The organism is Streptomyces sp. NBC_00370, assembly GCF_036084755.1.
Taxonomy (GTDB): Bacteria; Actinomycetota; Actinomycetes; order Streptomycetales; family Streptomycetaceae; genus Streptomyces.
On sequence record NZ_CP107968.1, the window covers coordinates 6,039,589 to 6,062,105 of the forward strand.

At 71.6% G+C, this 22,517-nt stretch carries 17 protein-coding genes; 15 read left to right on the plus strand and 2 right to left on the minus strand.

The features are described from left to right. Positions 1 to 142: 142 nt before the first annotated feature. The 13 genes from OHS57_RS27060 to OHS57_RS27120 all read left to right on the plus strand — a co-directional run bounded on the left by OHS57_RS27060 (position 143) and on the right by OHS57_RS27120 (position 16,787). Positions 143 to 2,263 carry a putative bifunctional diguanylate cyclase/phosphodiesterase gene (locus OHS57_RS27060; protein ID WP_041984089.1) on the plus strand — a complete coding sequence of 707 codons (2,121 nt, stop codon included), beginning with the start codon at positions 143 to 145 and terminating at the stop codon, positions 2,261 to 2,263. A gap of 203 nt (positions 2,264 to 2,466) precedes the next feature. Further along, positions 2,467 to 2,763 carry an Asp-tRNA(Asn)/Glu-tRNA(Gln) amidotransferase subunit GatC gene (gene gatC / locus OHS57_RS27065; RefSeq protein WP_040025077.1) on the plus strand — a complete coding sequence of 99 codons (297 nt, stop codon included), beginning with the start codon at positions 2,467 to 2,469 and terminating at the stop codon, positions 2,761 to 2,763. Between the two features lie 6 nt (positions 2,764 to 2,769). Continuing rightward, complete coding sequence (gene gatA / locus OHS57_RS27070; protein ID WP_041984088.1) at positions 2,770 to 4,275, plus strand: Asp-tRNA(Asn)/Glu-tRNA(Gln) amidotransferase subunit GatA; 1,506 nt, start codon at positions 2,770 to 2,772, stop codon at positions 4,273 to 4,275. Then, positions 4,272 to 4,514 carry a hypothetical protein gene (locus OHS57_RS27075; protein ID WP_041984087.1) on the plus strand — a complete coding sequence of 81 codons (243 nt, stop codon included), beginning with the start codon at positions 4,272 to 4,274 and terminating at the stop codon, positions 4,512 to 4,514. The genes gatA and OHS57_RS27075 overlap by 4 nt, the downstream gene beginning before the upstream one ends. A gap of 84 nt (positions 4,515 to 4,598) precedes the next feature. Next, positions 4,599 to 6,107, plus strand: a complete 1,509-nt coding sequence (gene gatB, locus OHS57_RS27080) for an Asp-tRNA(Asn)/Glu-tRNA(Gln) amidotransferase subunit GatB (RefSeq protein ID WP_041984086.1) — start codon at positions 4,599 to 4,601, stop codon at positions 6,105 to 6,107. Between the two features lie 97 nt (positions 6,108 to 6,204). Next, a complete protein-coding gene (locus OHS57_RS27085; protein ID WP_041984084.1) occupies positions 6,205 to 7,461 on the plus strand; it encodes an arsenic transporter in 1,257 nt (418 codons plus the stop codon). A gap of 234 nt (positions 7,462 to 7,695) precedes the next feature. Further along, positions 7,696 to 9,123: a ricin-type beta-trefoil lectin domain protein gene (locus OHS57_RS27090; protein ID WP_241778459.1), complete on the plus strand. Its 1,428-nt coding sequence runs from the start codon at positions 7,696 to 7,698 to the stop codon at positions 9,121 to 9,123. Between the two features lie 142 nt (positions 9,124 to 9,265). After that, positions 9,266 to 9,730: a universal stress protein gene (locus tag OHS57_RS27095; RefSeq protein WP_328583615.1), complete on the plus strand. Its 465-nt coding sequence runs from the start codon at positions 9,266 to 9,268 to the stop codon at positions 9,728 to 9,730. Between the two features lie 115 nt (positions 9,731 to 9,845). Continuing rightward, entirely contained in the window at positions 9,846 to 11,981 is a 2,136-nt protein-coding gene (locus tag OHS57_RS27100) for a phosphocholine-specific phospholipase C (RefSeq protein ID WP_328583616.1), read from the plus strand. A gap of 142 nt (positions 11,982 to 12,123) precedes the next feature. After that, on the plus strand, positions 12,124 to 12,684 hold the full coding sequence (locus OHS57_RS27105) for a GNAT family N-acetyltransferase (protein WP_041984074.1): 561 nt from the start codon (positions 12,124 to 12,126) through the stop codon (positions 12,682 to 12,684). A gap of 35 nt (positions 12,685 to 12,719) precedes the next feature. Beyond that, positions 12,720 to 13,328, plus strand: coding sequence for a hypothetical protein (locus OHS57_RS27110; protein WP_052456997.1), 609 nt, complete (start codon positions 12,720 to 12,722; stop codon positions 13,326 to 13,328). Positions 13,329 to 13,547: 219 nt separating this feature from the next. Continuing rightward, entirely contained in the window at positions 13,548 to 13,712 is a 165-nt protein-coding gene (locus tag OHS57_RS27115; RefSeq protein WP_198533196.1) for a hypothetical protein, read from the plus strand. Between the two features lie 66 nt (positions 13,713 to 13,778). Further along, the gene (locus OHS57_RS27120) at positions 13,779 to 16,787 is read left to right on the plus strand and encodes a helix-turn-helix transcriptional regulator (protein ID WP_328583617.1); all 3,009 of its coding nucleotides are present in this window, start codon (positions 13,779 to 13,781) and stop codon (positions 16,785 to 16,787) included. A gap of 4 nt (positions 16,788 to 16,791) precedes the next feature. Here OHS57_RS27120 and OHS57_RS27125 read toward each other — a convergent pair whose 3' ends face one another. Continuing rightward, on the minus strand, positions 16,792 to 17,004 hold the full coding sequence (locus OHS57_RS27125; RefSeq protein ID WP_328585180.1) for a DUF6191 domain-containing protein: 213 nt from the start codon (positions 17,002 to 17,004) through the stop codon (positions 16,792 to 16,794). A 36-nt stretch (positions 17,005 to 17,040) separates the two neighbouring features. Beyond that, entirely contained in the window at positions 17,041 to 18,204 is a 1,164-nt protein-coding gene (locus OHS57_RS27130; protein WP_443042975.1) for a PQQ-dependent sugar dehydrogenase, read from the minus strand. Positions 18,205 to 18,333: 129 nt separating this feature from the next. On the opposite strand from OHS57_RS27130, the gene OHS57_RS27135 reads away from it, so the two are divergent. After that, complete coding sequence (locus OHS57_RS27135; protein WP_041995033.1) at positions 18,334 to 19,272, plus strand: 2-hydroxyacid dehydrogenase; 939 nt, start codon at positions 18,334 to 18,336, stop codon at positions 19,270 to 19,272. 206 nt (positions 19,273 to 19,478) lie between these two features. Continuing rightward, positions 19,479 to 22,370, plus strand: coding sequence for a putative bifunctional diguanylate cyclase/phosphodiesterase (locus OHS57_RS27140; RefSeq protein WP_328585182.1), 2,892 nt, complete (start codon positions 19,479 to 19,481; stop codon positions 22,368 to 22,370). Positions 22,371 to 22,517: the final 147 nt, after the last annotated feature.

A 22,517-nucleotide genomic window follows, 5' to 3' on the forward strand; every position in this document is an offset into this window, starting at 1 on the left:
CGCTGCCCGTTGGGGCGTTCGGCGGCCTACTGTTGAGTCGTGCGCCTGTCGTACACGGCTGAGTGGTCGGGATGCCAGTCGTGATGGCATGACGACGTGCCATCACGTGGCACTGGCTCCGCCGGCTGTGAGAGGGACGGGAATGAAACCGACCGAGAGCGCCGCCCCGGTCCCACCCCCGCGCGGATTCGCGCGATTTGCGAGCGTCGCGACCCTTGTGGCCGCGATGCCCGTCCTGGTGGTGGGACTCGCCGCGGTCGCGCTGGTGACCGGTCTTGGCCTCGCGCTGCGGGACGGCCGTGCGCTCTTTCCCGGCGGCGGTACGGGCTGGGCGATCGCCGTCCTCACCGCGGTCATCGTCGGCCATCTCGTCGCGCTCGGCCGCGACCGCTGGTGGGGCGGCACCGGATCCGGCGCCGCCCTCACCCTCGCGGTCCTGCTGCTGTACGGCTGGGTGCCGGCCGGACTCGTCAGCTTCGCCGTCGTCGTCCTCGTCGGCGTCTGCCGCAAACACCGCTGGCGCCAGGGCGTGCTGCACGGAGCGGCGGACATCGTCGGCATCGGCGCCGCCGCTCTCGTCCTGCTGCTCTTCGGCGACGTGCCCACCGTCGAGGCGCCCTGGCAGCCGCTCGACTGGGGCATCGGCGCCGTACCGGAGATCGTCCTCGCCGCCGCGGCCCATCTCCTCGTCACCCGGCTGCTGTTGTGGTACGCGCTGGCCCCGCAGGGCGCAGGACTGCCGACCGTCGCCCGTACCGCCCTGCTGCGGCAGGGGCTCATCGCCGTCGCGCTGCTCGGCATAGCCCCGCTGATATGCGTCGTAGCCGTGTCGACCCCGGTCCTGCTGCCGCTCTTCGCCATACCGCTGATCGCCCTCGACTCGACGCTCTGGATCGCCAGGGCGCGCGCCGAGGAGCAGTTGCGTGACCCGCTGACCGGACTGCCCAACCGGCAGTGGCTGCTGGAGCGCACCTGGTCGGCGCTGGAGCACGCGGAGTCCATCGGTGCCCGCTCGGCCCTGGTCCTGATCGACCTCGACCGGTTCCGCTCGGTCAACGACACGCTCGGCCATCTCGCGGGCGACCGGCTGCTGTTGCAGATCGCCGACCGGCTCAAGCTCGCGCTGCCGCGCGGCGCCGAGGCGGCGCGGCTCGGCGGCGACGAGTTCGCCGTCCTGCTGCCGACCTGCGACTCGACCACGAGCGCGCAGCGCGTCGCCCGCCATCTCGTCGCCGAACTCTCCTCACAGCTCGACCTCGACGGCCTCACCCTGGTCCTGGAGGCCAGCGCGGGCGTCGCCGTCTACCCCGAACACGCGCTGGACGCCGAAGGCTTGCTGCGCCGCGCCGACGTCGCGATGTACCAGGCGAAGCGGGACCGTACGGGGGTCGAGGTCTACGAGTCCAAGCGGGACTCCAACACCCCCGACCGGCTGGGGCTGCTGGGCGATCTGCGGCGCGCGCTGGACGCGGGCGAGGTGGAGCTGCACTACCAGCCCAAGGTCCGCTTCGACGGGCAGGTGGCCGGACTTGAGGCGCTGGTCCGCTGGGTGCACCCGGAGCGCGGCCAGGTACCGCCCGACGAGTTCATCGCCATCGCCGAGTCCTCCGGGCTCATGCCGTACCTCACCGAGTACGTGCTGGAGACCGCCCTCGCCCAGGTCGCCCGCTGGCGGGCCCAGGGGCTGATGGTGCCGGTCGCGGTGAACGTGTCCCCGCGCGACGTGCACACACCGGGCTTCGCCGGCGCCGTCGCGGCCCGGCTCGCCCGGCACGGCGTACCGCCGGCCGCGCTCCAGCTGGAGATCACCGAGCATGTGCTGCTGGAGGACCCGCAGCGGGCCGCCGACACCCTCGCGGGGCTGACCGGACACGGCGTGAAGATGTCCCTCGACGACTTCGGCACGGGCTACTCGTCCCTGGTGCATCTGCGCCGGCTGCCGGTGAGCGAGCTGAAGATCGACCGGTCCTTCGTGGCCAAGCTCGCCGTCGACAACGAGGACGCCGAGATCGTCCGCTGCACGGTGGACCTGGCGCACTCGCTCGGCCTGGTGGTCGTCGCCGAGGGCGTCGAGGACGACGAGACCTGGGAGCGGCTGCGCGACCTCGGCTGCGACGCGGTCCAGGGCTGGCTGGTGGCGGCCGCGATGCCACCGCACGAGACGACGGCGTGGCTGCGGGCCAGGGGCGAGCGCGGCTGGCGCCGTCCGGCGGAGCTGGAGGCGGCGAGGCGCCGCGAGCTGCCCGGTCCGGTGATCCAGTAACGGTCCGGACGCCCGGACGAAAGCGCCCGAAAGACCACAGAAGGCCGCATACCGCAGGGGGATCGGTGTGTCCCGTACCCGTACGGGACAAAGGGTTTCGCGGGCAGGTACGCGCGCCCCATAGGATTGGGCGGGTCTCCCGTTCCTTCCGTCGCCTTATTCGTATCCGTACACCCGCCACACTCACCCTTGAGGATCGTTGCATGCCTGGCATCACGCGCGAGGAGGTCGCCCACCTCGCCCGGCTGGCGCGTCTGGAGCTGCAGGACGAAGAGCTTGAACACTTCGCCGGACAGCTCGACGACATCATCGGCGCGGTCGCCCGCGTATCCGAGGTAGCCGACCAAGACGTACCGCCGACCTCTCACCCGCTGCCGCTGACCAATGTCATGCGCGCGGACGAGGTCCGCCCGTCGCTCACCCCCGCGCAGGCGCTCTCCGGCGCCCCTGCCCAGGAGCAGCAGCGTTTCAAGGTGCCGCAGATCCTGGGGGAGGACTAAAAAGCCATGACGGACATCAAGTCGGACATCATCACGCTCACCGCCGCCGAGATCGCGGCGAAGATCGCCGCCGGCGAGCTCACGGCCGTCGAGGTCACCGAGGCCCATCTGGCCAGGATCGAGGCGGTCGACGAGAAGGTCCACGCCTTCCTGCACGTCGACCGTGAGGGCGCGCTGGCGCAGGCGCGCGCCGTGGACGCGAAGCGGGCGGCGGGCGAGGAGCTGGGCCCGCTGGCCGGCGTGCCGCTCGCGCTCAAGGACATCTTCACCACCGAGGGCATCCCGACGACCGTCGGCTCCAAGATCCTCGAAGGCTGGATCCCGCCGTACGACGCGACGGTCACCAAGCGGCTCAAGGCCGCGGGGGTCGTCATCCTCGGCAAGACCAACATGGACGAGTTCGCCATGGGGTCGTCGACGGAGAACAGCGCGTACGGCCCCACCGGCAACCCGTGGGACCTCACCCGGATCCCCGGCGGCTCGGGCGGCGGCTCGTCCGCCTCGCTCGCCTCCTACCAGGCGCCGCTGGCCATCGGCACGGACACCGGCGGTTCCATCCGCCAGCCGGCCGCCGTCACCGGCACCGTCGGCGTCAAGCCGACGTACGGCGGGGTCTCCCGCTACGGCATGGTCGCGTTCTCCTCCTCCCTCGACCAGGGCGGGCCCTGTGCCCGTACGGTCCTGGACGCCGCCCTGCTGCACGAGGCGATCGCGGGACACGACCCGCTCGACTCGACCTCCATCGACGCGCCGGTCCCGCCGGTCGTCGAGGCGGCGCGCAACGGCTCGGTCGCCGGGATGCGCGTCGGCGTCGTCAAGCAGTTCGCCGGCGAGGGCTACCAGGCGGGTGTCGTCCAGCGCTTCAACGAGTCGGTCGAGCTGCTGCGGGAGCTGGGCGCCACGATCGTCCAGCTCGACTGCCCCTCCTTCGACCTGGCCCTTTCGGCGTACTACCTGATCGCGCCGTCCGAGTGCTCGTCCAACCTCGCCCGGTTCGACGCCATGCGCTACGGACTGCGGGTCGGCGACGACGGCACGCGCTCGGCCGAGGACGTCACGGCCCTGACCCGCGAGGCGGGCTTCGGCGACGAGGTCAAGCGCCGCATCATGCTCGGCACGTACGCGCTCAGCTCCGGCTACTACGACGCGTACTACGGCTCGGCGCAGAAGGTCCGCACGCTGATCACCCGGGACTTCGAGAAGGCGTTCGAGCAGGTCGACGTGATCGTCTCCCCGACGACCCCGACCACCGCCTTCCCGATCGGCGAGCGCGCCGACGACCCGATGGCGATGTATCTCGCGGACCTGTGCACCATCCCGACCAACCTGGCGGGCAACGCCGCCATGTCCCTGCCCTGCGGGCTCGCCCCGGAGGACGGACTGCCGGTCGGACTGCAGATCATCGCCCCCGCCATGAAGGACGACCGGCTGTACAGGGTCGGAGCCGCTGTCGAGGCGGCCTTCGTGGAAAGGTGGGGACACCCGCTGCTGGAGGAGGCACCGTCACTATGAGTAGTGCATTGAGCAAGGCCAAGGGCTTCAAAAAGTCCAAGTCAGGGACGTATCTGTCGATGGCCACCACTGCTTTCGGCGCGCTCAGCGTCATCAAGCAGGTCAAGCGGGCCCGCACCGAGGACGACAAGCTCCGGCTGGTCGACGCGGCGGTCTCGGCCGTCTCGATCGTCACCGGACTCGCGATCCTCTACCGCGAGCTGAAGCGCATCGGTGACGACGACGTCCTGTTCGGCTGAGCCGACCGCACCGGGCGCCCGCCGCAGCGCGGGTGCCCGGCGCACCTCCCCGATGTGAGTAGCGATGAAGGAGTTGTGTTTCCTGTGAGCGTCATCGATCTGGTGCCGTACGGGGAGGCCCTTGCGACCTACGACCCCGTCATGGGCCTTGAGGTCCATGTCGAGCTCGGCACCAGGACCAAGATGTTCTGCGGTTGTTCGACCGAGCTGGGTGCCGAGCCCAACTCGCAGACCTGCCCGACCTGTCTCGGCATGCCCGGCGCGCTGCCGGTCGTCAACGAGATCGGGGTGGAGTCGGCCGTCAAGATCGGGCTCGCGCTGAACTGCGAGATCGCCGAGTGGTGCCGGTTCGCGCGGAAGAACTACTTCTACCCGGACATGCCGAAGAACTTCCAGACCTCCCAGTACGACGAGCCGATCGCCTTCAACGGCTATCTGGACGTCCAGCTGGACGACGGCGAGACCTTCCGGGTGCAGATCGAGCGCGCCCACATGGAGGAGGACACCGGCAAGTCGCTGCATGTCGGCGGCGCCACCGGCCGTATCCACGGCGCTTCGCACTCGCTGCTCGACTACAACCGCGCCGGGATCCCGCTCATCGAGATCGTCACCAAGCCCATCGAGGGCGCCGGTGAGCGCGCCCCCGAGGTCGCCAAGGCGTACGTCGCCGAGCTGCGGGAGCTGATCAAGGCGCTCGGCGTCTCCGACGCCCGGATGGAGATGGGCCAGATGCGGTGCGACGTGAACCTGTCGCTGCGTCCGCACGGCCGCGAGAAGTTCGGCACCCGCTCCGAGACGAAGAACGTCAACTCGCTGCGCAGCGTCGAGCGCGCCGCCCGCTTCGAGATCCAGCGGCACGCCGCCGTGCTGAACTCCGGCGGCACGATCCTCCAGGAGACCCGGCACTTCCACGAGGAGGACGGCTCCACCACGTCCGGCCGGATCAAGGAAGAAGCCGAGGACTACCGGTACTTCCCCGAGCCCGACCTGGTGCCGGTCGCGCCGGCCCGCACCTGGGTCGAGGAGCTGCGCGCCGGGCTGCCCGAGCTGCCGCGCGTGCGCCGCACCCGGCTGCGGGAGGAGTGGGGCGTCTCCGAGCACGACATGCAGTCGATCCTGAACGCCGGCGCCATCGACACGATCGTCGCCACGATCGACGCGGGCGCCCCGGCCGACCAGGCCCGCAAGTGGTGGATGGGCGAGCTGGCCCGTAACGCCAACGAGACGGGCCGGGACCTCGGCGAGCTGCCGATCACCCCGGAGCAGGTCGCCCGGGTGGCCACGCTCGTCGCTTCCGGCGATCTCAACGACAAGCTGGCCCGCCAAGTGATCGACGGGGTGCTCGCAGGTGAGGGCGACCCGGACACCGTCGTCGAGAAGCGCGGCCTCAAGGTCGTCTCCGACGACGGCGCGCTCGGCGCAGCCGTGGACGAGGCCATCGCGGGCAACGCGGCCGTCGCCGACAAGATCCGCGGCGGCAAGGTCGCCGCGGCCGGCGCGCTCGTCGGCGCCGTCATGAAGGCCACCAGGGGACAGGCCGACGCGGCGCGGGTGCGCGAGCTGATTCTGCAGAAGCTGGGAGTCGAGGGCTGACCTCGCCGGTCGGTAGGCGACAGTAGGGGCGGTGCACCGGGTGGTGCGCCGCCCCTGGCCGTCCCCCCGGAGAGCCTGACCGTCCCTCGGAGAGTTCGTGAACACCGTCACCGCCGAAATCGTCTCCGTCGGGCTGCTGCTCGGGGTGCTGGCCTTCGCCGTCGTACGGCCCCGGGGATGGCCGGAAGCCGTCGCCGCCGTACCGGCCGGGGCGCTGCTCATCGCGTTCGGCGCGGTGTCGCCCGCCGACGCCTGGGAGCAGACCCGCACGCTGCTTCCCGTGGTGGGCTTCCTCGCCGCCGTGCTGGTGCTGTCCCAGCTCTGCGACGAGGAGGGGCTGTTCTCAGCGGCCGGTGATCTCGTCGCGCGGGCCTGCGGCGGCCGGCCGCAGCGGCTGCTCGGCGGGGTGTTCGCCGTCGCCGCCGTCACCACGGCCGTACTGAGCCTGGACGCGACGGTCGTGCTGCTCACCCCGGTGGTGTTCGCGACCGCCGCCCGGGTCGGCGCCCGTCCCCGGCCGCATGTCTACGCCTGTACGCATCTCGCCAACTCCGCCTCCCTGCTGCTGCCGGTCTCGAACCTGACCAATCTGCTGGCGTTCACCGCGAGCGGCCTGTCCTTCACCCGGTTCGCCGCGCTGATGGCGGTGCCGTGGCTGGCGGCTATCGCCGTCGAGTACGCCGTCTTCCGCCGCTGGTTCGCCACCGACCTGGCGGCAGGCGCGCATGCCCCACGGGCCGCCGCGGAGCGCGAACTGCCGGTGTTCACGCTGGTGGTGCTGGGGCTGACGCTGGCCGGATTCGCCGTCACGTCGTTCGCCGGGGTGAATCCCGCGTGGGCCGCGCTCGCCGGGGCGCTCGTCCTGGCCGTCCGCGCGCTGCGGCAGCGGCGGACGACCGTCACCGGTCTGGTCCGCGCCGCCTCGCCGCTGTTCTGCCTGTTCGTGATCGCGCTCGGTGTGGTCGTCAAGGCCGTCGTCGACAACGGGCTGGGGACGGGAATCGGCCATGTGCTGCCCGCGGGCTCCTCGTTGCCCGCGCTGCTGGCCGTCGCCGCCGTCGCCGCCGTACTGGCCAACGCGATCAACAACCTGCCCGCGATCCTCGCGCTGCTGCCGGTGGCGGGCCCGATGGGCCCGGGTCCGGTGCTGGCCGCGCTGATCGGCGTCAACCTCGGTCCGAACCTGACCTACGTGGGCTCGCTGGCGACCCTGCTGTGGCGGCGCATCCTGCACGAACACGACACGGCACCGAAGCTCGGACAGTTCACCCGGCTGGGTCTGGTGACCGTTCCGGCCACGCTCGCCGTCTCCACGGTGGCGCTCTGGGCGGCGCTGAAGGTCATCGGAAGTTGATTTCTTAACCGTCCAACAAGTAAACGTGCGCAGGGGATTGACCGCGACGTTGGTCTAGTCCTTTACTACTTTTCAACGCCAGCGGGTTCATGTGGACAAGCTTCGTTCCGCCATATGAACACGCAGGTCGCGTTCTCCTCTCTGCTTTCGCTGTCACACCCCGCTCCAAAGGCATTTGCCTGCGCTTCACCCCCACATCTGTGCATTTGATGCGCCCATGACAGGAGTGCTCCTGTGTTCAAAGCCTGTAAGAGAGCCTTGGCCGTCGCGCCCGCCGTGCTCGCCATGGCCGCCACCGCGGTCGTCGCCACCGGCAGCAGCGCAAGCGCCGCGGCCAACCCGGGACCCGGCTTCCCCGCCCAGTACGCCGCGCCCTACGCGGAGACCTGGGCGTCGCCCCAGGCGCTGACCAACGCCCGTAACGCCACCGGGCTCAAGTACTTCACGCTCGCGTTCGTCATCGACGCCGGCGGCTGCAACGCCAAGTTCAACGGCGACACCGAGGTCACCGACGCGGGCTGGACCTCGGCCGTCAACTCGCTGCGCGCGGCGGGCGGCGACGTCATCGTCTCCTTCGGCGGCGCGTCCGGCACCGAGGTCGGCGCCTCCTGCTCGTCCGTCGCCGCGCTGAAGACCCAGTACAAGAAGGTCATCGACGCGCTCAACCTGACCCGGGTCGACTTCGACATCGAGGGCGGGACCGTCGCGGACGACGCGGCCAACGACCGCCGCAACAAGGCGCTCGCCCAGCTCCAGCAGGAGTACGCGTCGGCGGGCAAGAAGCTGGACGTGCAGTACACGCTGGCCACCGACCCCTCGGGGCTGCCGCAGGACCAGCTGGACCTGCTCACCAACGCCAAGAACAACAACCTCAACGTCAACCTCGTCAACCTGATGACGATGGACTACGGCTCGCCGATGGACATGGGCAAGGCGGCCACCGACGCGGCGACCGCCCTGCACGCGCAGCTCGGCCGGATCTGGACGACCAAGACCGACGCGCAGCTGTGGGCGATGGAGGGCAACACCCCGATGATCGGGGTCAACGACACCCAGTCGGAGGTCTTCTCCACGGCGAACGCCAACACCCTCACCGCCTTCGCCAAGTCCAAGGGCATCCAGGAGCTGTCCTTCTGGGCGCTCGGCCGTGACAAGGCGTGTTCGAGCAACGGCCAGCTCTCCGACGTGTGCAGCGGCACCTCGCAGAGCGCCTGGCAGTTCTCCAGCATCATGAACGGGGTCACGGGCGGCGGCGGCACCACACCGCCCCCCACCGGCGGCACGGGACCGATCACCGGCCTCGGCGGCAAGTGCGTGGACGTGAACGCGGCCAGCAGCGCCAACGGCACAGCCGTCCAGCTCTACGACTGCAACGGCTCCAACGCCCAGACGTGGACGGTCGGTTCGGACAGCACGGTGCGGGCGCTCGGCAAGTGCCTGGACGTCGCGTCCGCCGGTACGGCCGACGGCAGCAAGGTCCAGATCTACGACTGCAACGGCACAGCGGCGCAGAAGTGGACCAAGGGCACCGGCAACACCCTCGTGAACGCCGGCTCCGGCAAGTGCCTGGACGTCACGGACAACAGCACGGCCAACCTGACGCGGCTGCAGATCTGGCAGTGCTTCGGCGGCTCCAACCAGCAGTGGCACCTGCCGGCCTGACGGCCGGCCGGCTGACCTGCGTACGGTGTGCGGCCCCGGCGGGAAGTGATCCGCCGGGGCCGCCACACGCGTGTCAGGACACCGGACCGCCGGGCCCGCCCGTGGCACTGTGGGCACTCCACATCCGACGGGAGGCTGCCCCATGAACGACCGGACGACCGTTCTGGTCTGGATCACCGAATCGACGTGGACGGCGTGCGTCGACGCGGCACGCGACCGGGCCCCGCACGACGACGTGGTGATCCTGCACGTGAGCGACGACGACGTGGCCGCCGCCGCGCACCACGCGTACGCCGGGCTGCTCGGCCGGGGTCACACCCCCGAGCGCGACCCCGGCGGCCGGCTCGCCGCCCTCAGCGGCGCCGCGGCCGCCGATCTGCTGGAAGCGGCGGCGCACCGGCTCGGCAGGCCTTGCGAACTCCTCGACCACCACGGGGACGTGGAACGTGAGGTCGTCGCCGCCGCGGCCGACGCCGACCTGCTGATCTGCGCCAGGGACGGTGACCCGCACCGGCCGGGACCCCACAGCCTCGGCCGCGCGTCACGGTTCGTGGTCGACCACGCGACCTGCCCCGTGCTGCTGGTGTGGCCGGCCGACCAGCCGTAACGCTTCCACCGGCCACGTTCATCTCACGGACGTCCCGGGGCCGCGTTCCTGCCATCCGGCCCCATTACCGTGCGTACCGTCCCCGCCGATGCACTCACCCCCATGGAGGCCGGGCATGTCACCGGAGATGTCCCGCAGGAAAATGCTCGCCCTCGGCACGGGCGCGCTGGGCGCAGCCGCCACCGGGTCGCTGCTGCCGCCGTCCTTGCAGGCCGCGATGGCGGCGGAGCCCGCCGACGGGGGCATGGGGGCCGTCAGACACGTCGTGATCCTCATGCAGGAGAACCGGTCGTTCGACCACTACTTCGGCACTCTGCGCGGGGTCCGCGGCTTCGGTGACCGCAACGCCGTCGAACTGCCCTCCGGCAGGCCCGTCTTCGAGCAGCCGGCCGCCGGGGGGACACCCGGCACCGTACTGCCGTTCCCCATCAGGGAGGCGGCGCTCGCCCAGCGGCAGGAGCTGCAGTACATCGGCGGGCTCGACCACTCCTGGGAGGGCGGCGGCAAGGCGTGGAACGGCGGCTGGATGGACGGCTGGGCCGCAGCCAAGTCGCCCGCCACGATGGCGTACTACGACCGGCGTGACCTGCCCCTCCACCACGAGCTGGCCGACACCTTCACCGTCTGCGACGCCTACCACTCCTCCATCCACTCCTCGACCAGCCCGAACCGCAACCACCTGTGGAGCGGCTGGACCGGGTTCGAGGCCGACGGGCGGCGGGCCGTCGGCAACGACGCGTACGACGAGGCGACCCACCCCGGCTACCCGTGGCCGACCTACCCGGAGCGGCTGGAGAAGGCGGGCCACAGCTGGCAGACGTACACGGAGTGGGAGAACTTCACCGACAACAACATCGAGTTCTTCACCACCTTCAAGAAGATCGCCCGCAAGGCGCTCGCCCCGGCCCGCGCGCTGGCCGCGGTGCCCGGCGCCGCCGGCTTCACCTACATGGAGGCGTTCTACGCGGCCGTGCGCGGCAGCGACGACGCGGGGGAGCGGCAGCGGCTGCTCGACGCGCTGGAGGATGGCGTCGCCACGCTGACCGGCCACGAGCGCTCGCTGTTCGAGCGCGGACTGCGGCGGGTGGAGACGGGGACGCTGGCCGACCGCTTCCGGGCCGACGTCGCCGCGGGCACGCTGCCCGAGGTGTCGTACCTGGTCCCCTCGGCCGTCGACTCCGAGCACCCTGGCGAGTCGTCGCCGGTCGCCAGCGCCTCGCTCGTCTACAAGGTCCTCGACGCGCTCGGCGCGCATCCGGACGTCTGGCGGCACACTGTCGTACTGATCAACTACGACGAGAACGACGGCTTCTTCGACCATGTGCCCCCGCCGGTGCCGCCCGCCGACGTGGCCGACGAGCACTGGCAGGGGCTGCCGACCGGGCTCGGCATGCGGGTGCCGATGCTGGTCGTCTCACCGTGGAGCGTCGGCGGCCATGTCTGCTCGCAGGTCTTCGACCACACCTCCGTGCTGCGCTTCCTGGAGAAGTGGACCGGCGTTGACGCACCCGACATCACCCCCTGGCGGCGCACCGTCACCGGCGATCTGACGTCGGCCTTCGACTTCCAGCACGTCAGGCCGCAGCCGGGGACCGAACAGCCGGGTGAGATCCCCGCGTTCAGCGGGCGCTGGCAGCCCGTGCCGCCGGCCGACCAGCGGATGCCCGTCCAGGAGAGCGGCGCGCGTCCCGCGCGGCCGCTGCCGTACCAGCCCGACGCGTACGGCCGGGTCAAGGGCCGCACCGTCGAGGTCACGCTCAACAACTCCGGGCGGGCCAGCGCGCACTTCGCGCTCTACCCGTACGCCGGTGAGTTCGCGACGCCCCAGCACCGTGACGTAAGGGGCACAGCGCAGTGGACGGTGCCCCTTACCGGCGCCCGCAGGGAGAGCGGCTACCGCTTCACGGTCACCGGCCCCAACGGCTTCCGCCGCGAGTTCGCCGGTTCGGCGGCCGAGGGCGCCGAAGTGTCGTCGGCCGTCGACCACCACGACCGCGATCTCCAGCTCACCCTGCGCAACAGGGGGGAGCGCGCGGTCACCTTCTTCGTACGGCCCCTCGGGTACGTGGACGAGGCGGACCTGCACGGCTGGACCCGGCAGATCACGGTCAAGCCGGGCCGCAGCCGCAACATCGTCCACTCGGCCGCCGACGCGCACGGCTGGTACGACATCGAGATCACCGCGGCCGACGGCTTCCGCCGCCGGCTGATGGGACACATCGAGAACGGGCGCGCCAGCGTCTCCGGCTGAGCGGCGGCAGGCCGCCCGGGGCCGCCCCGCGGCTGCCCCCCCCGGGGCGTACGGGGGTGGGTGGCCGCCGCCCGGCGCGGGGATGCGAGTATCACCACACAGCGTGCGACGGCGCACGCGCCGCTCGTGCCGAGGGAGTCCGATGTTCGCGATACCGCTGGGTGACGGGGCGGAGCTGCGCCCCCTGGAGCCGTGGCAGGCCGAGGAGTTCCTCGCCCACATGGACCGCGCGCGGGACCTCGTCGACGTCCACATCAGGCTCGCCCAGGCCGCCACCGACCTGGTGTCCGCGCGTGCGGTCCTCACCTCGTACGCCGAGAAGCAGGCGGCCGACGGCGGACGCGTCTACGGCATCTGGCTCGACGGCACGCTCGTCGGCGGGGTGCTCTTCCCCTCCTTCGACGCGGCGACGGGCAACTGCGAGGTCGGCTGCTGGCTGGAGCCCGCGGCCACCGGGCGCGGACTGATCACCCGGGCGGCTCGGGTGATCATCGACTGGGCCTTCGACGAGCGCGGCATGCAGCGCGTCGAATGGCACGCCTCGACGGCCAACACCGCCAGCATCCGGGTCGCCCAGCGGCTCGGCATGCGCAAGGAGGGAGTGCTGCGCTCGTGCTACCCGCACCGGGGCGAGCGGCAGGACATGGAGGTCTGGTCGGTCCTCCCGGACGAGTGGCGTGAGCAGCCCCGCACAGCTCGTTAAGAAAGCTCTCAGACGCTGCCCCTAGCGTGCGCCGTATGAACCCCACACCTAAGACAGAGACCCCGGGACCACAGTCGGCGGAGGCCGCCGACGAGCGCGAGCCCGAGGCCGTCGGCACGGGCGCCGAAGCGGTCACCGAGCCCGCGGACAAGGACGCGCACGACGACCTGGCGGGCGACGACCTGGACGACGGCGACGACGACGAGCTGACGGTCGAGCCCACCCCGCGCGTCCCGTCGGGTCTCGGTACGGCGGTGGCGGCGATCGTCGCCGCCGCCCTCGGCATCGTGGCGCTGACCGGCACCTGGACCGGCCGGGTGGTCGCCGAGCGCGAGACGCTCGTCGGCCAGCTGCACACCTCGCAGTCCGCCACCCCCGCCCAGCAGATCTCCGAGCTGTACGGCGACGCCTGGCACTCCACCGCGCTCATCAACGGCATAGTCGCCCTGATCGCGGTGATCATCGCCGTGGTCGTCCTGGTCCTGCCGCAGCGCGGCACCTGGGTACGCCCCGTCGCCGTCGCCGCGATCGTCCTCGGCGCCATCGGTGTCCTGGTCTCGCTCGGCATGTACTTCGACCTCTTCGCCTCGCTCCCGAGCGCACCGGCGACCCCGGCCACCCCTTCGGCGCCGCCCGCCGGCTGAGGACCACCGGCCAACATGAACTAAGGCTTCCGCCAGGAACTAAGGCTTCCGCGCTCCTCGGCGGGGGCCTTAGACGCCGTTCACCCCGGGACCCGGCCGGCTAAGGCACCGCGGGCCGTCGAGGATGCGGCACTCTCCCGATGTGGCGGACCCCCCTGGGAGACGAAGGTAGAGGCATCGGAAGACGCCGATACACCTTCGTACCAGGGGAGAAACACCATGTTGGAGTACGAGCTCCAGAAGATCCGGCACGCCCAGCTCATCCACGAGGCCGACCTGCGCCGGCTCGCCAAGCAGGTGCGCAGGGCGCGTCGGGAGGCAGTCGAGGACGAAGCCGGGGGCGGGGTGAGATCCCTGCACCACCTCTTCGACCGCGCCGCCTGATCCCGGCCGCGTGCCGCGATGACACGGGCGCCGATAACAAGTGCCGCAGCACCGGACGGCTGTGCGATGCTCGGCCCTGTGGAGACCACGTCAGTCAGCCCGGTGTTCGTCGGCAGGACCGATGAACTGACCGTGCTCACCCAAGCGCTCGCCCGCGCCACCGCGGGCGAGCCGCAGGCGCTGCTCATCGGCGGTGAGGCGGGGGTCGGCAAGACGCGGCTCGTGGAGGAACTGCTCGGCAAGGCGTGCGACCAGGGCGCCGTCGTCGCCGTCGGCGGCTGCGTCGAGATCGGCGCCGAGGGCCTGCCGTTCGCACCGTTCTCCACCGCCCTGCGCTCGCTGCGCCGCCGGCTGCCCGAGGAGCTGGCGGCCGCCGCCGAGGGCCAGGAGGAGGAGCTGGCCAGGATCCTGCCCGAGCTGGGCCAGTCGCGCGGCGGCACCCTCGGCGAGGACGGCACCGCCCGGCTCTTCGAGCTGACGGCCCGGCTGCTGGAGCGGCTCGCCGCCGACCGCACGGTCGTCCTGGTCCTGGAGGACCTGCACTGGGCCGACACCTCGACCCGCCATCTCCTCGCCTATCTCTTCCGCGCCCTGCGCCGCGGCCGGCTCGTCGTGATCGCCACCTACCGCGCCGACGACATCCACCGCCGCCACCCGCTGCGCCCGCTCCTCGCCGAACTGGACCGGCTGCGCTCGGTGCGCCGCGTCGAACTGCCCCGGTTCAACCGCGCCGAGGTCCGGCGCCAGCTCACCGGCATCCTCGGCGCCGAACCCGAACCACCGCTGCTCGACCAGATCTTCGAACGCTCCGACGGCAACGCCTTCTTCGTCGAGGAGCTGATCTGCTCCATCGAGGACGGCTGCCTCAGCGGCCTCAGCGACTCCCTGCGTGACCTGCTGCTCGTACGGGTCGAGACGCTGCCCGAGGAAGCCCAGCGGCTCACCAGGATCGTCGCCGAAGGCGGCACCACCGTGGAGTACCCGTTGCTGCTGGCCGTGGCGCGGCTCGGCGAGGACGACCTGATCGGTGCGCTGCGGGCCGCCGTCGGCGCCAACATCCTGCTGCCCACGGCGGACGGCGACGGCTACCGCTTCCGCCACTCGCTGGTGCGTGAGGCGGTCAGCGACGACCTGCTGCCCGGCGAGCGGTCCCGGCTCAACCGCCGGTACGCGCAGGCGCTGGAGGCCGACCCCGCCCTCGTCAGGGCGGACGAGCGCACCACCCGGCTCGCCAGCTACTGGTACAAGGCACATGACGCGGCGAAGGCCCTCCCCGTCGTACTGCGCGCCTCCGCCGAGGCCCGGCAGCGCTTCGCGCACTCCGAGCAACTGGAGCTGCTGGAGCGGGCGATGGAGCTGTGGGACAGCGCGCCGGAGGAGGTCAGGGCCACGCTGTGGCCGCCGGACGACGCCGAGATCTTCGTACCGGACAGCGAGGCGGGCGGGCCCGCGCCGCTGAACTACCTGGACCTGATGGCCGAGGCGACCGTCGCCGCGCGCTTCGGCGGCGACCGGGACCGGGCCCTGGCCCTGGCCAAGAAGGCCACCCGCGTCCTGAAGGGGCAGCACGACCCGCTGCGCGCCGCGTGGTTCTGGGCGCAGCGCTCCCGGCTCATGCAGGACCTCACCCGGGGGGACGGCTGGGAGGAACTGGCCGTGGCCCAGGAGCTGGTGCGCGGGCTGCCGCCGTCCGCCGTCCACGCCGAGGTGCTGGTCTTCGTCGCCAGCTGGGGCGCGCTGCACCGGCCGGGACCCGACACCCTGATCGCCGCCGACCGCGCCGTCGAGTACGCGCGGCTGGTCGGCGCCGACCACACCGAACTGGACGCCCGGCTGGTACGGGGCTGGCTGGCCGCCGAGTCGGGCGGGGTCGCCGAGGGCCTGGCCGAGATGTACGAGGTGCGCGACCGCGCCGACGAGCTGGGGCTCGTCTCGATCATGAGCCGCGCCAGCATCAACCTCCCCTCGACCCTGGAGGGCATGGGCCGCTCCGAGGAGGCGCTGGCCGCAGCCGAGCACGGCATCGAGGTCTGCCACGACCGGGGGCTCGCCGACATGGAGTCCTGGGTCCTGAACAACCAGGCCCAGTCGCTCTTCTCGCTCGGCCGCTGGGACGAGTCGGCGGCGGCCCTCGACACCTCGCAGACGCTCGCCCAGTCCCGGAAGGCGCGCGGCATGATCGCCTCGCACCGCGCCGAACTGGCCGTCGCCCGGGGCGACGTCGGCGAGGCGCAGCGGCAGGTCACCCTGGCGCGGGAGCTCTTCGGTACCCACGACCCCCAGCCGCAGCACCTCATCACACCGGCCCGGCTCGCGATGACCGTCGCCGCCCGGCTGGGCAAGCTCGACGAGGCCAGAGCCGAATTCCGGCGGACCACCAAGGACTTCGCCCCCGGTACCCAGCGCTACGCGCTGCCGTTCCTGTGCGCGGCCGCCGCGATGGAGGCGGACGCCCGGGGACTGCCCGCCGCCGACCCCGAGCGGGCCGAGATCCTCGACGTCATCGCCCAGCAGGCCAAGCGGCTGCCCACCTACGTACCGATCTGGCACGCCTACGGACTGCTGCTCGAAGCGGAGCGCGCCCGCGCCGCCGGAAGCACCGACCCCACGCTCTGGGCACGGGCCGCTGCCGCCTTCGAGGAGCAGCGGCGCCCCTACCAGCTGGCACTGGTCCGGCTGCGCTGGGCGGCGGCCCTGCTCGACCTGCACGCAGACCGCGCGGACATCACCGAACTGCTCGGCCAGGCGCAGGCCGCGGCGGCCACGCTCGGCGCGCGTCCGCTGTCCGAGGAGATCGAGCTGCTGGCGGGGCGGGCCCGGATCACCCTCGACGGGGCGCGCGGTCAGGCCTCCGCCGCCGAGGCGGAGCCCGCGAAGGCGCTCGGGCTCACGCCGCGCGAGCGGGATGTGCTGCGCCTGGTCACGGACGGGCTGAGCAACCGCCGGATCGCCGAGGAGCTGTACATCTCACCGAAGACCGCCAGCGTGCACGTCTCGAACATCCTGGCCAAGCTCGGCGTCTCGGGCCGCACGGAAGCGGCGGCCACGGCGCACCGGCTCGGTCTCTACAGCTGAGCCGCTATGCGGGGGCGGCGTCCGGCGGCTCCGCGTCGGATTCCGGCTCGGCGCCGGCCTCCGGCTGCGGCTTGGCCCGCATCGTCACCTTCCCCGACGCGAGATCTATCGGACCGCGCCCCGGGTCGTTGTCCTCGACATCGACCCGGCTCAGCTCCTGCCGCTTCTGCTCCTCATGGGTGTGTTTGCGCCCAGGAGAGAACAGGTCCTCGATCATGTTGAACACGGACAGCCCACCTCTCGCTCCCCCCGGCTACGAGACCTTCAGCTGAAGGATCTTGTCGTCACCGGGTTGCGGGGTGCCGCGGGTGTCCGTTTCGCTGGTCACCAGCCACACCTTGTCGCCGCCGGCCGAGAGCACCGTGCGCAGGCGGCCGTACTTACCCTCCAGGAACGCCTGGGCGGGCGCTTCGGATTCCCGGCCGTCGAGCGGAACGCGCCACAGCCGCTCGCCGCGCAGTCCCGCCATCCAGATGGACCCCTCCGCGTAGGCGATGCCGCTCGGTGACGCCTCGCTCGTCCGCCACTGGACCACCGGGTCCACATAGCCCGCCTTGTGTGCCTTGCCCTCGACCACCGGCCAGCCGTAGTTCTTCCCCGGCTCGATCAGATTCAGCTCGTCCCAGGTGTCCTGGCCGAATTCGGAGGCCCACAGCCGGTTGTCCGCGTCCCAGGCGAGACCCTGCACATTGCGGTGCCCCGGCGAATAGACGAGGGAGTTCGGATAGGGATTGCCGGGGGCGGGCTGCCCGTCCGGCGTCATCCGCAGGATCTTGCCCGCCAGGGACTTGAGATCCTGCCCCAGCCCGCGGTCGCCCGTCTCACCCGTGCCCGCGTACAGCATCTTGTCCGGGCCGAAGGCGATCCGGCCGCCGTTGTGGATGTTGCCCTTCGGGATGCCGCGCAGAATCGTGTCGGGCGATCCCAGCTGCTCGTCGGCCGGCTTCTTCTCGTCGTAGAGCATGCGCGCGATGCGGTTGTCCGACTCGGTCGTGAAGAACGCGTAGACCATGTGGTCCGAGGCGTACGCGGGGGACAGGGCGATCCCCAGCAGACCGCCCTCGCCCGCCGGGGCGACCCCGGGCACCGAGCCGATCACCGTCTTCTTGCCGCTCTCCGCGTCGACCCGGGTGATCGTCCCCTCGTCGCGCGACGAGACGAGCAGATCGCCCTCGGGCAGCTCCGCGAGCCCCCACGGCGACTTGAGCCCCTCGGCGAGGGTGGAGACCACCCGCACCGTGCCCTTCGCGGGCGGGAGCGAGGCGCTCGGTGTCACGCCGGCCGGCGCCGAGGAGGTCGCGGGACCCGACGGCGCGCTGCGGCCGCCGAGCGGCCCCGGCCCGTCGTCCGAGGAGCATCCGGTGACCACGAGAAGCGCGGCAGCGGCCAGTCCCGCCGTCACTGCTGAACGTCGCACTGTTCCGATCCCTTCGACGGTTACGTCATCCACGTCAGTTCTTACACCGCCGCCGCGTCCCGGGTTCCCCCTCACACGGCAAGAATCCGCCGCGCGCCCCCTTCGCCGGCGTCGAATAGCCTCGTGACCATGACCCCAGAGATATGGCTCCCCTTCCAGGCCGACGAGGTGGCAGGACTCCCCGGCGGCCTCACCTACCGCTTCTGGGACGGCGGTGACGACTACCCCGCGGCCCCCGCCGACTGCGCCTTCTACGTCGTCCCGTACATGAAGCCGATGGACGTCACGCTGCGGCCGATGGCCGAAATGAAGTCGGTACGCGTCGTGCAGACCCTCTCCGCAGGGGTCGACCATGTCACGCCCGGGCTCGCCGGACTGCGCCCCGGCGTCCTGCTCTGCAACGCCAAGGGCGTCCACGAGGCCAGCACCGCCGAACTCACCCTCGCCCTCGTCCTCGCCTCGCTGCGCGGCATCCCGCGCTTCGTCGAAGGGCAGCGCCAGGAGGACTGGCGCTCCGGTTTCTACCCGGCGCTCGCCGACAAGTCCGTCCTGATCGTCGGTTACGGGTCGATCGGCGCGGCGATCGAGGACCGGCTCGCGGCGTTCGAGTGCGCGCGGGTGGTGCGCGTCGCGCGCTCCGCGCGCACCACGGAGCGCGGCGAGATCCACGCGTTCACCGAACTGCCCGAACTGCTGCCCGACGCCGACGTGGTGATCGTCTCGACCCCGCTCACCGAAGAGACGAAAGGCCTGGCGGACGCCGGATTCCTGGCGGCCATGAAGGACGGCGCGCTCTTCGTGAACGTCGCACGCGGCCCCGTCGCCGACACCGACGCACTCGTCGCCGAGCTGGAGAGTGGCCGGATCACCGCTGCCCTGGACGTCACAGATCCCGAACCGCTCCCGCCGGGCCACCCGCTCTGGCATGCTCCGGGTGTCCTGATCAGCCCGCACGTGGGCGGCTCGACATCGGCGTTCCTGCCGCGCGCCAAGCGGCTGCTCGCCGCCCAACTCACCCGCTTCGCCAACGGGGAAGAGGTACGGAACGTGGTCCGCACGACGGGGTGAACCCACAACACCCCTGGTGGTCACGGAGAGTAGAAGAACTATGTCCCTGAGTGACGAGTCTGGTGTATCGTCCCGATCTGGGGGCTGCACCACGGTGGGGCAGCGCGAGGGAGCGGTTCGAATCCGAGGGGGCGACGGGCGATGCACGGCCGATGGACCAACGATCCGACGCGACAGGGCCGCCGATGGCGGCCTCGGACACCCCGGTGAGCGCCGAGGGGGTGCTCCTGGCCCGGCCGCCGGTCTCCGGCGGCGGGCCGACAGGAGTGCTCGCGCAGCTCTGCCTCGCCCTGATCTGCGGTGGTTACGCCACCGGCGCCGCCCTCGGCTGGGGATCGCCGGAAGTGGCCCTGTTCATGGGCGACTTCGGCCTGAGCATCGCGGCGCTGATCGCGGCGGTCTCCTGCCTCCTCTACGCGCGCGGCAGGGACAGCCGCTTCCGGCCCGCCTGGCTGCTGTTCTCGTTCTCCTCGCTGATGGCGGCCGGCGGGAACGCGGTCTGGGGCTGGTACGAGGTCGTGCTCGGCGAGCAGGTGCCCAGCCTCTCCCTCGCCGACCTGTTCTTCCTCTGCTTCGCGCCGCCCGCCATCGTCGGACTGCTCGTCCTCGCCAAACGGCCGGTCACCAAGGCCGGTTGGGTCTGCCTCGCGCTGGACTCCTGGCTCATCGGCGGCTCGCTGCTCACCCTCTCCTGGAGCCTCGCCCTCGCCCACACCGCGCACTTCGACGGGGAGAGCGTCGCCCAGGCCGCCCTGTCCCTCGCGTATCCGCTGCTCGACATCGTCCTGGTCAGCATGGTGCTCGCGCTGCACTTCCGGCGGGCCACCGGCAGCCGCTCCGCGGTGAACACGGCGATCGCCGCCCTGGCGCTGACGGTGCTGTGCGACGCCCTGTTCACCTCGCCGCTGCTGCGCGCCAGCTACCGCTCGGGCCAGCTCCTCGACGCCGGCTGGTTCGCGGGATCACTCCTGCTCGCCTACGCGCCCTGGGGCGTACGCCGGCTGCCCGAGATCCCCTCGTACACCCGCCAGCCCCGCCACGTCGGCCGCCCGGTGGCCGGCTCGCTCGCCGCCCTCACGCCGTATCTCGCCGCCGCCGTCTGCACGTTGGGGATCCTCTACAACGTGATCGAGGGCCGCAGGGTCGACCGGGTCGTCGTGCTCACCGGCTGCACGGTGGTGCTGGCCCTCGTCGTCCGGCAGGGCATCATGCTCGTCGACAACATCGCGCTCACCCAGGAACTGGCCCAGAAGGAGAACCACTTCCGGTCACTGGTCCAGGGGTCGAGCGACGTCATCATGATCGCCGAACCCTCCGGCACCCTGCGCTACGTCAGCCCGGCGGCGGCCGGTGTCTACGGACGTGAGGCGGACGATCTCGTCGGCTCCGAGCTGTCCTCGATCATCCACCCCGACGATCTCGGCCAGGTCGTCCACGAAGTGCGCCGGTTCCTGGCCACCCCGCCCGCCGAGGAGCCGACGACCCGGATCGAATGCCGCTTCAGGTCGGGCGGCGGGGACTGGCTCAATGTCGAGTCCACCGTCAACCGGCACCAGGGCGGGCTGATCTTCAACAGCCGCGATGTGACCGAACGGGTCCGCCTCCAGGCCCAGTTGCAGCACAACGCCGAGCACGACCCGCTCACCGACCTGCCCAACCGCGCGCTGTTCACCGAGCGGGTACGCCAGGCACTCGGTGGCCGCCGCGCCACCGACCCCGGCACGGCCGTGCTCTTCATCGACCTCGACGGGTTCAAGGGCGTCAACGACCGGCTCGGCCATCAGGTCGGCGACGAACTGCTGATCCACGCCGCCCGGCGGCTCCAGGAGTCCGTGCGCGCCGGCGACACCGCGGCCAGGCTCGGCGGCGACGAGTTCGCCGCCCTCGTCCTCGGCGACGGCGGCTGCGACCAGCGGGCGCGTGAGTACCAGGTCCACGAGATCGCCGACCGGCTGCGGCTGGGGCTCTCCCAGCCCTACCGGATCGACGGCAACGACGTACGGGTCGCCGCGTCCATCGGCGTCGCCTTCGCCGAGCCCGGCATCACCCCCACCGACCTCATGCGCAACGCCGACCTCGCCATGTACCGCGCCAAGGCGGCGGGCAAGGACCGCGTCGAGCTGTACGCGCCCCAGATGCAGGCCGACGTGGTCCGCAGGACCCAGCTGGCCGCCCGGCTGCGCACCGCCCTGCGCGACGGCGAATTCGCCCTGCTCCACCAGCCGGTGGTCAACCTCACCACCGGCCGGGTCTCCGCCGTCGCCGCCCAGGCCCGCTGGCGCTCCGCCCAGGGCATCCTCTTCACCCCCGCCGAGTTCCTGCGCACCGCGGACGACGGCGACCGCACCGCCGAACTCGGCCGCTGGCTCCTCGAAGAGGCCGTCGAACAGGCGGCGGACCGCGCCAGGACCGGCCATCGCGCGCCCGTGGCCGTCCGTCTCCCGGCCCGCAAGCTGCTCGACCGGTCCATGCCCCTCGGCTCGATCGAGACCCTGCTGACGCGCCACAGGCTGCCTTCGGGGGCCCTGATGATCGAGCTGGCCGACAGCGACCCGCGCAGCTCCCTGGACGAGCTGGAGCACCGGCTGGCCGCGCTGCGCAGGCTCGGCGTACGGATCGCCCTCGACGGCTTCGGCAGTGGCTACGCGGCGATAAACGCCCTGCGCAGACTCCCCGTCGACGTACTGAAACTCGACCGCGGCCTGGTCGAGGGCGTCGTGGAATCCGCCCGGCTGCACAAGATCACCGCAGGGCTGCTCAGGATCGCCAGCGACCTCGGCATCGAGTCCGTGGCCGAGGGGATCGACTTACCCGAGCAGGTCGTCGCCCTGCGCGCCATGGGCTGCACCCATGGTCAGGGCATGGCCTTCTCGGGCCCCCTCGACGAACACCGGCTGCGCCGGGCCCTCGTGCGCGGCGTCTATCCGCTGCCCGGCGCCGCCCCCGTACCCGTCCTGACCGGCCCGGCCCTGACCACCGGCGCACTGCCCGTACGGCGGGCCAGGATGCTCGCGTCCGACCGGGTGCCCCGGCCCTCCGACCGGATCCCGCTACCGTCGAGCCGTTCAAATAATGAGACGCCAGTCCCACCCACTTGACAGTTATGGCGCGCCGGAGGGAGGGTCATTGCCATGCGCACCCGAATTCTCGTACTTGGACAGCGCGTCGGCTAAGCGGAGCCCCGAACCGGCTCTGTGGACCACCCCGACGCGCTCCCCTCGCTTGCCTCACGGCACGAGGGGTTT

Excerpts from the sequence above, each read along its gene's own strand:
- OHS57_RS27060 (WP_041984089.1), top strand. The coding sequence starts at position 143 with ATGAAACCGACCGAGAGCGCCGCCCCGGTCCCACCCCCGCGCGGATTC.
- gatC (WP_040025077.1), top strand. The coding sequence starts at position 2,467 with ATGCCTGGCATCACGCGCGAGGAGGTCGCCCACCTCGCCCGGCTGGCG.
- gatA (WP_041984088.1), top strand. The coding sequence starts at position 2,770 with ATGACGGACATCAAGTCGGACATCATCACGCTCACCGCCGCCGAGATC.
- OHS57_RS27075 (WP_041984087.1), top strand. The coding sequence starts at position 4,272 with ATGAGTAGTGCATTGAGCAAGGCCAAGGGCTTCAAAAAGTCCAAGTCA.
- OHS57_RS27095 (WP_328583615.1), top strand. The coding sequence starts at position 9,266 with ATGAACGACCGGACGACCGTTCTGGTCTGGATCACCGAATCGACGTGG.
- OHS57_RS27100 (WP_328583616.1), top strand. The coding sequence starts at position 9,846 with ATGTCACCGGAGATGTCCCGCAGGAAAATGCTCGCCCTCGGCACGGGC.
- OHS57_RS27105 (WP_041984074.1), top strand. The coding sequence starts at position 12,124 with ATGTTCGCGATACCGCTGGGTGACGGGGCGGAGCTGCGCCCCCTGGAG.
- OHS57_RS27110 (WP_052456997.1), top strand. The coding sequence starts at position 12,720 with ATGAACCCCACACCTAAGACAGAGACCCCGGGACCACAGTCGGCGGAG.
- OHS57_RS27115 (WP_198533196.1), top strand. The coding sequence starts at position 13,548 with ATGTTGGAGTACGAGCTCCAGAAGATCCGGCACGCCCAGCTCATCCAC.
- OHS57_RS27120 (WP_328583617.1), top strand. The coding sequence starts at position 13,779 with ATGCTCGGCCCTGTGGAGACCACGTCAGTCAGCCCGGTGTTCGTCGGC.
- OHS57_RS27125 (WP_328585180.1), bottom strand. The coding sequence starts at position 17,004 with ATGATCGAGGACCTGTTCTCTCCTGGGCGCAAACACACCCATGAGGAG.
- OHS57_RS27135 (WP_041995033.1), top strand. The coding sequence starts at position 18,334 with ATGACCCCAGAGATATGGCTCCCCTTCCAGGCCGACGAGGTGGCAGGA.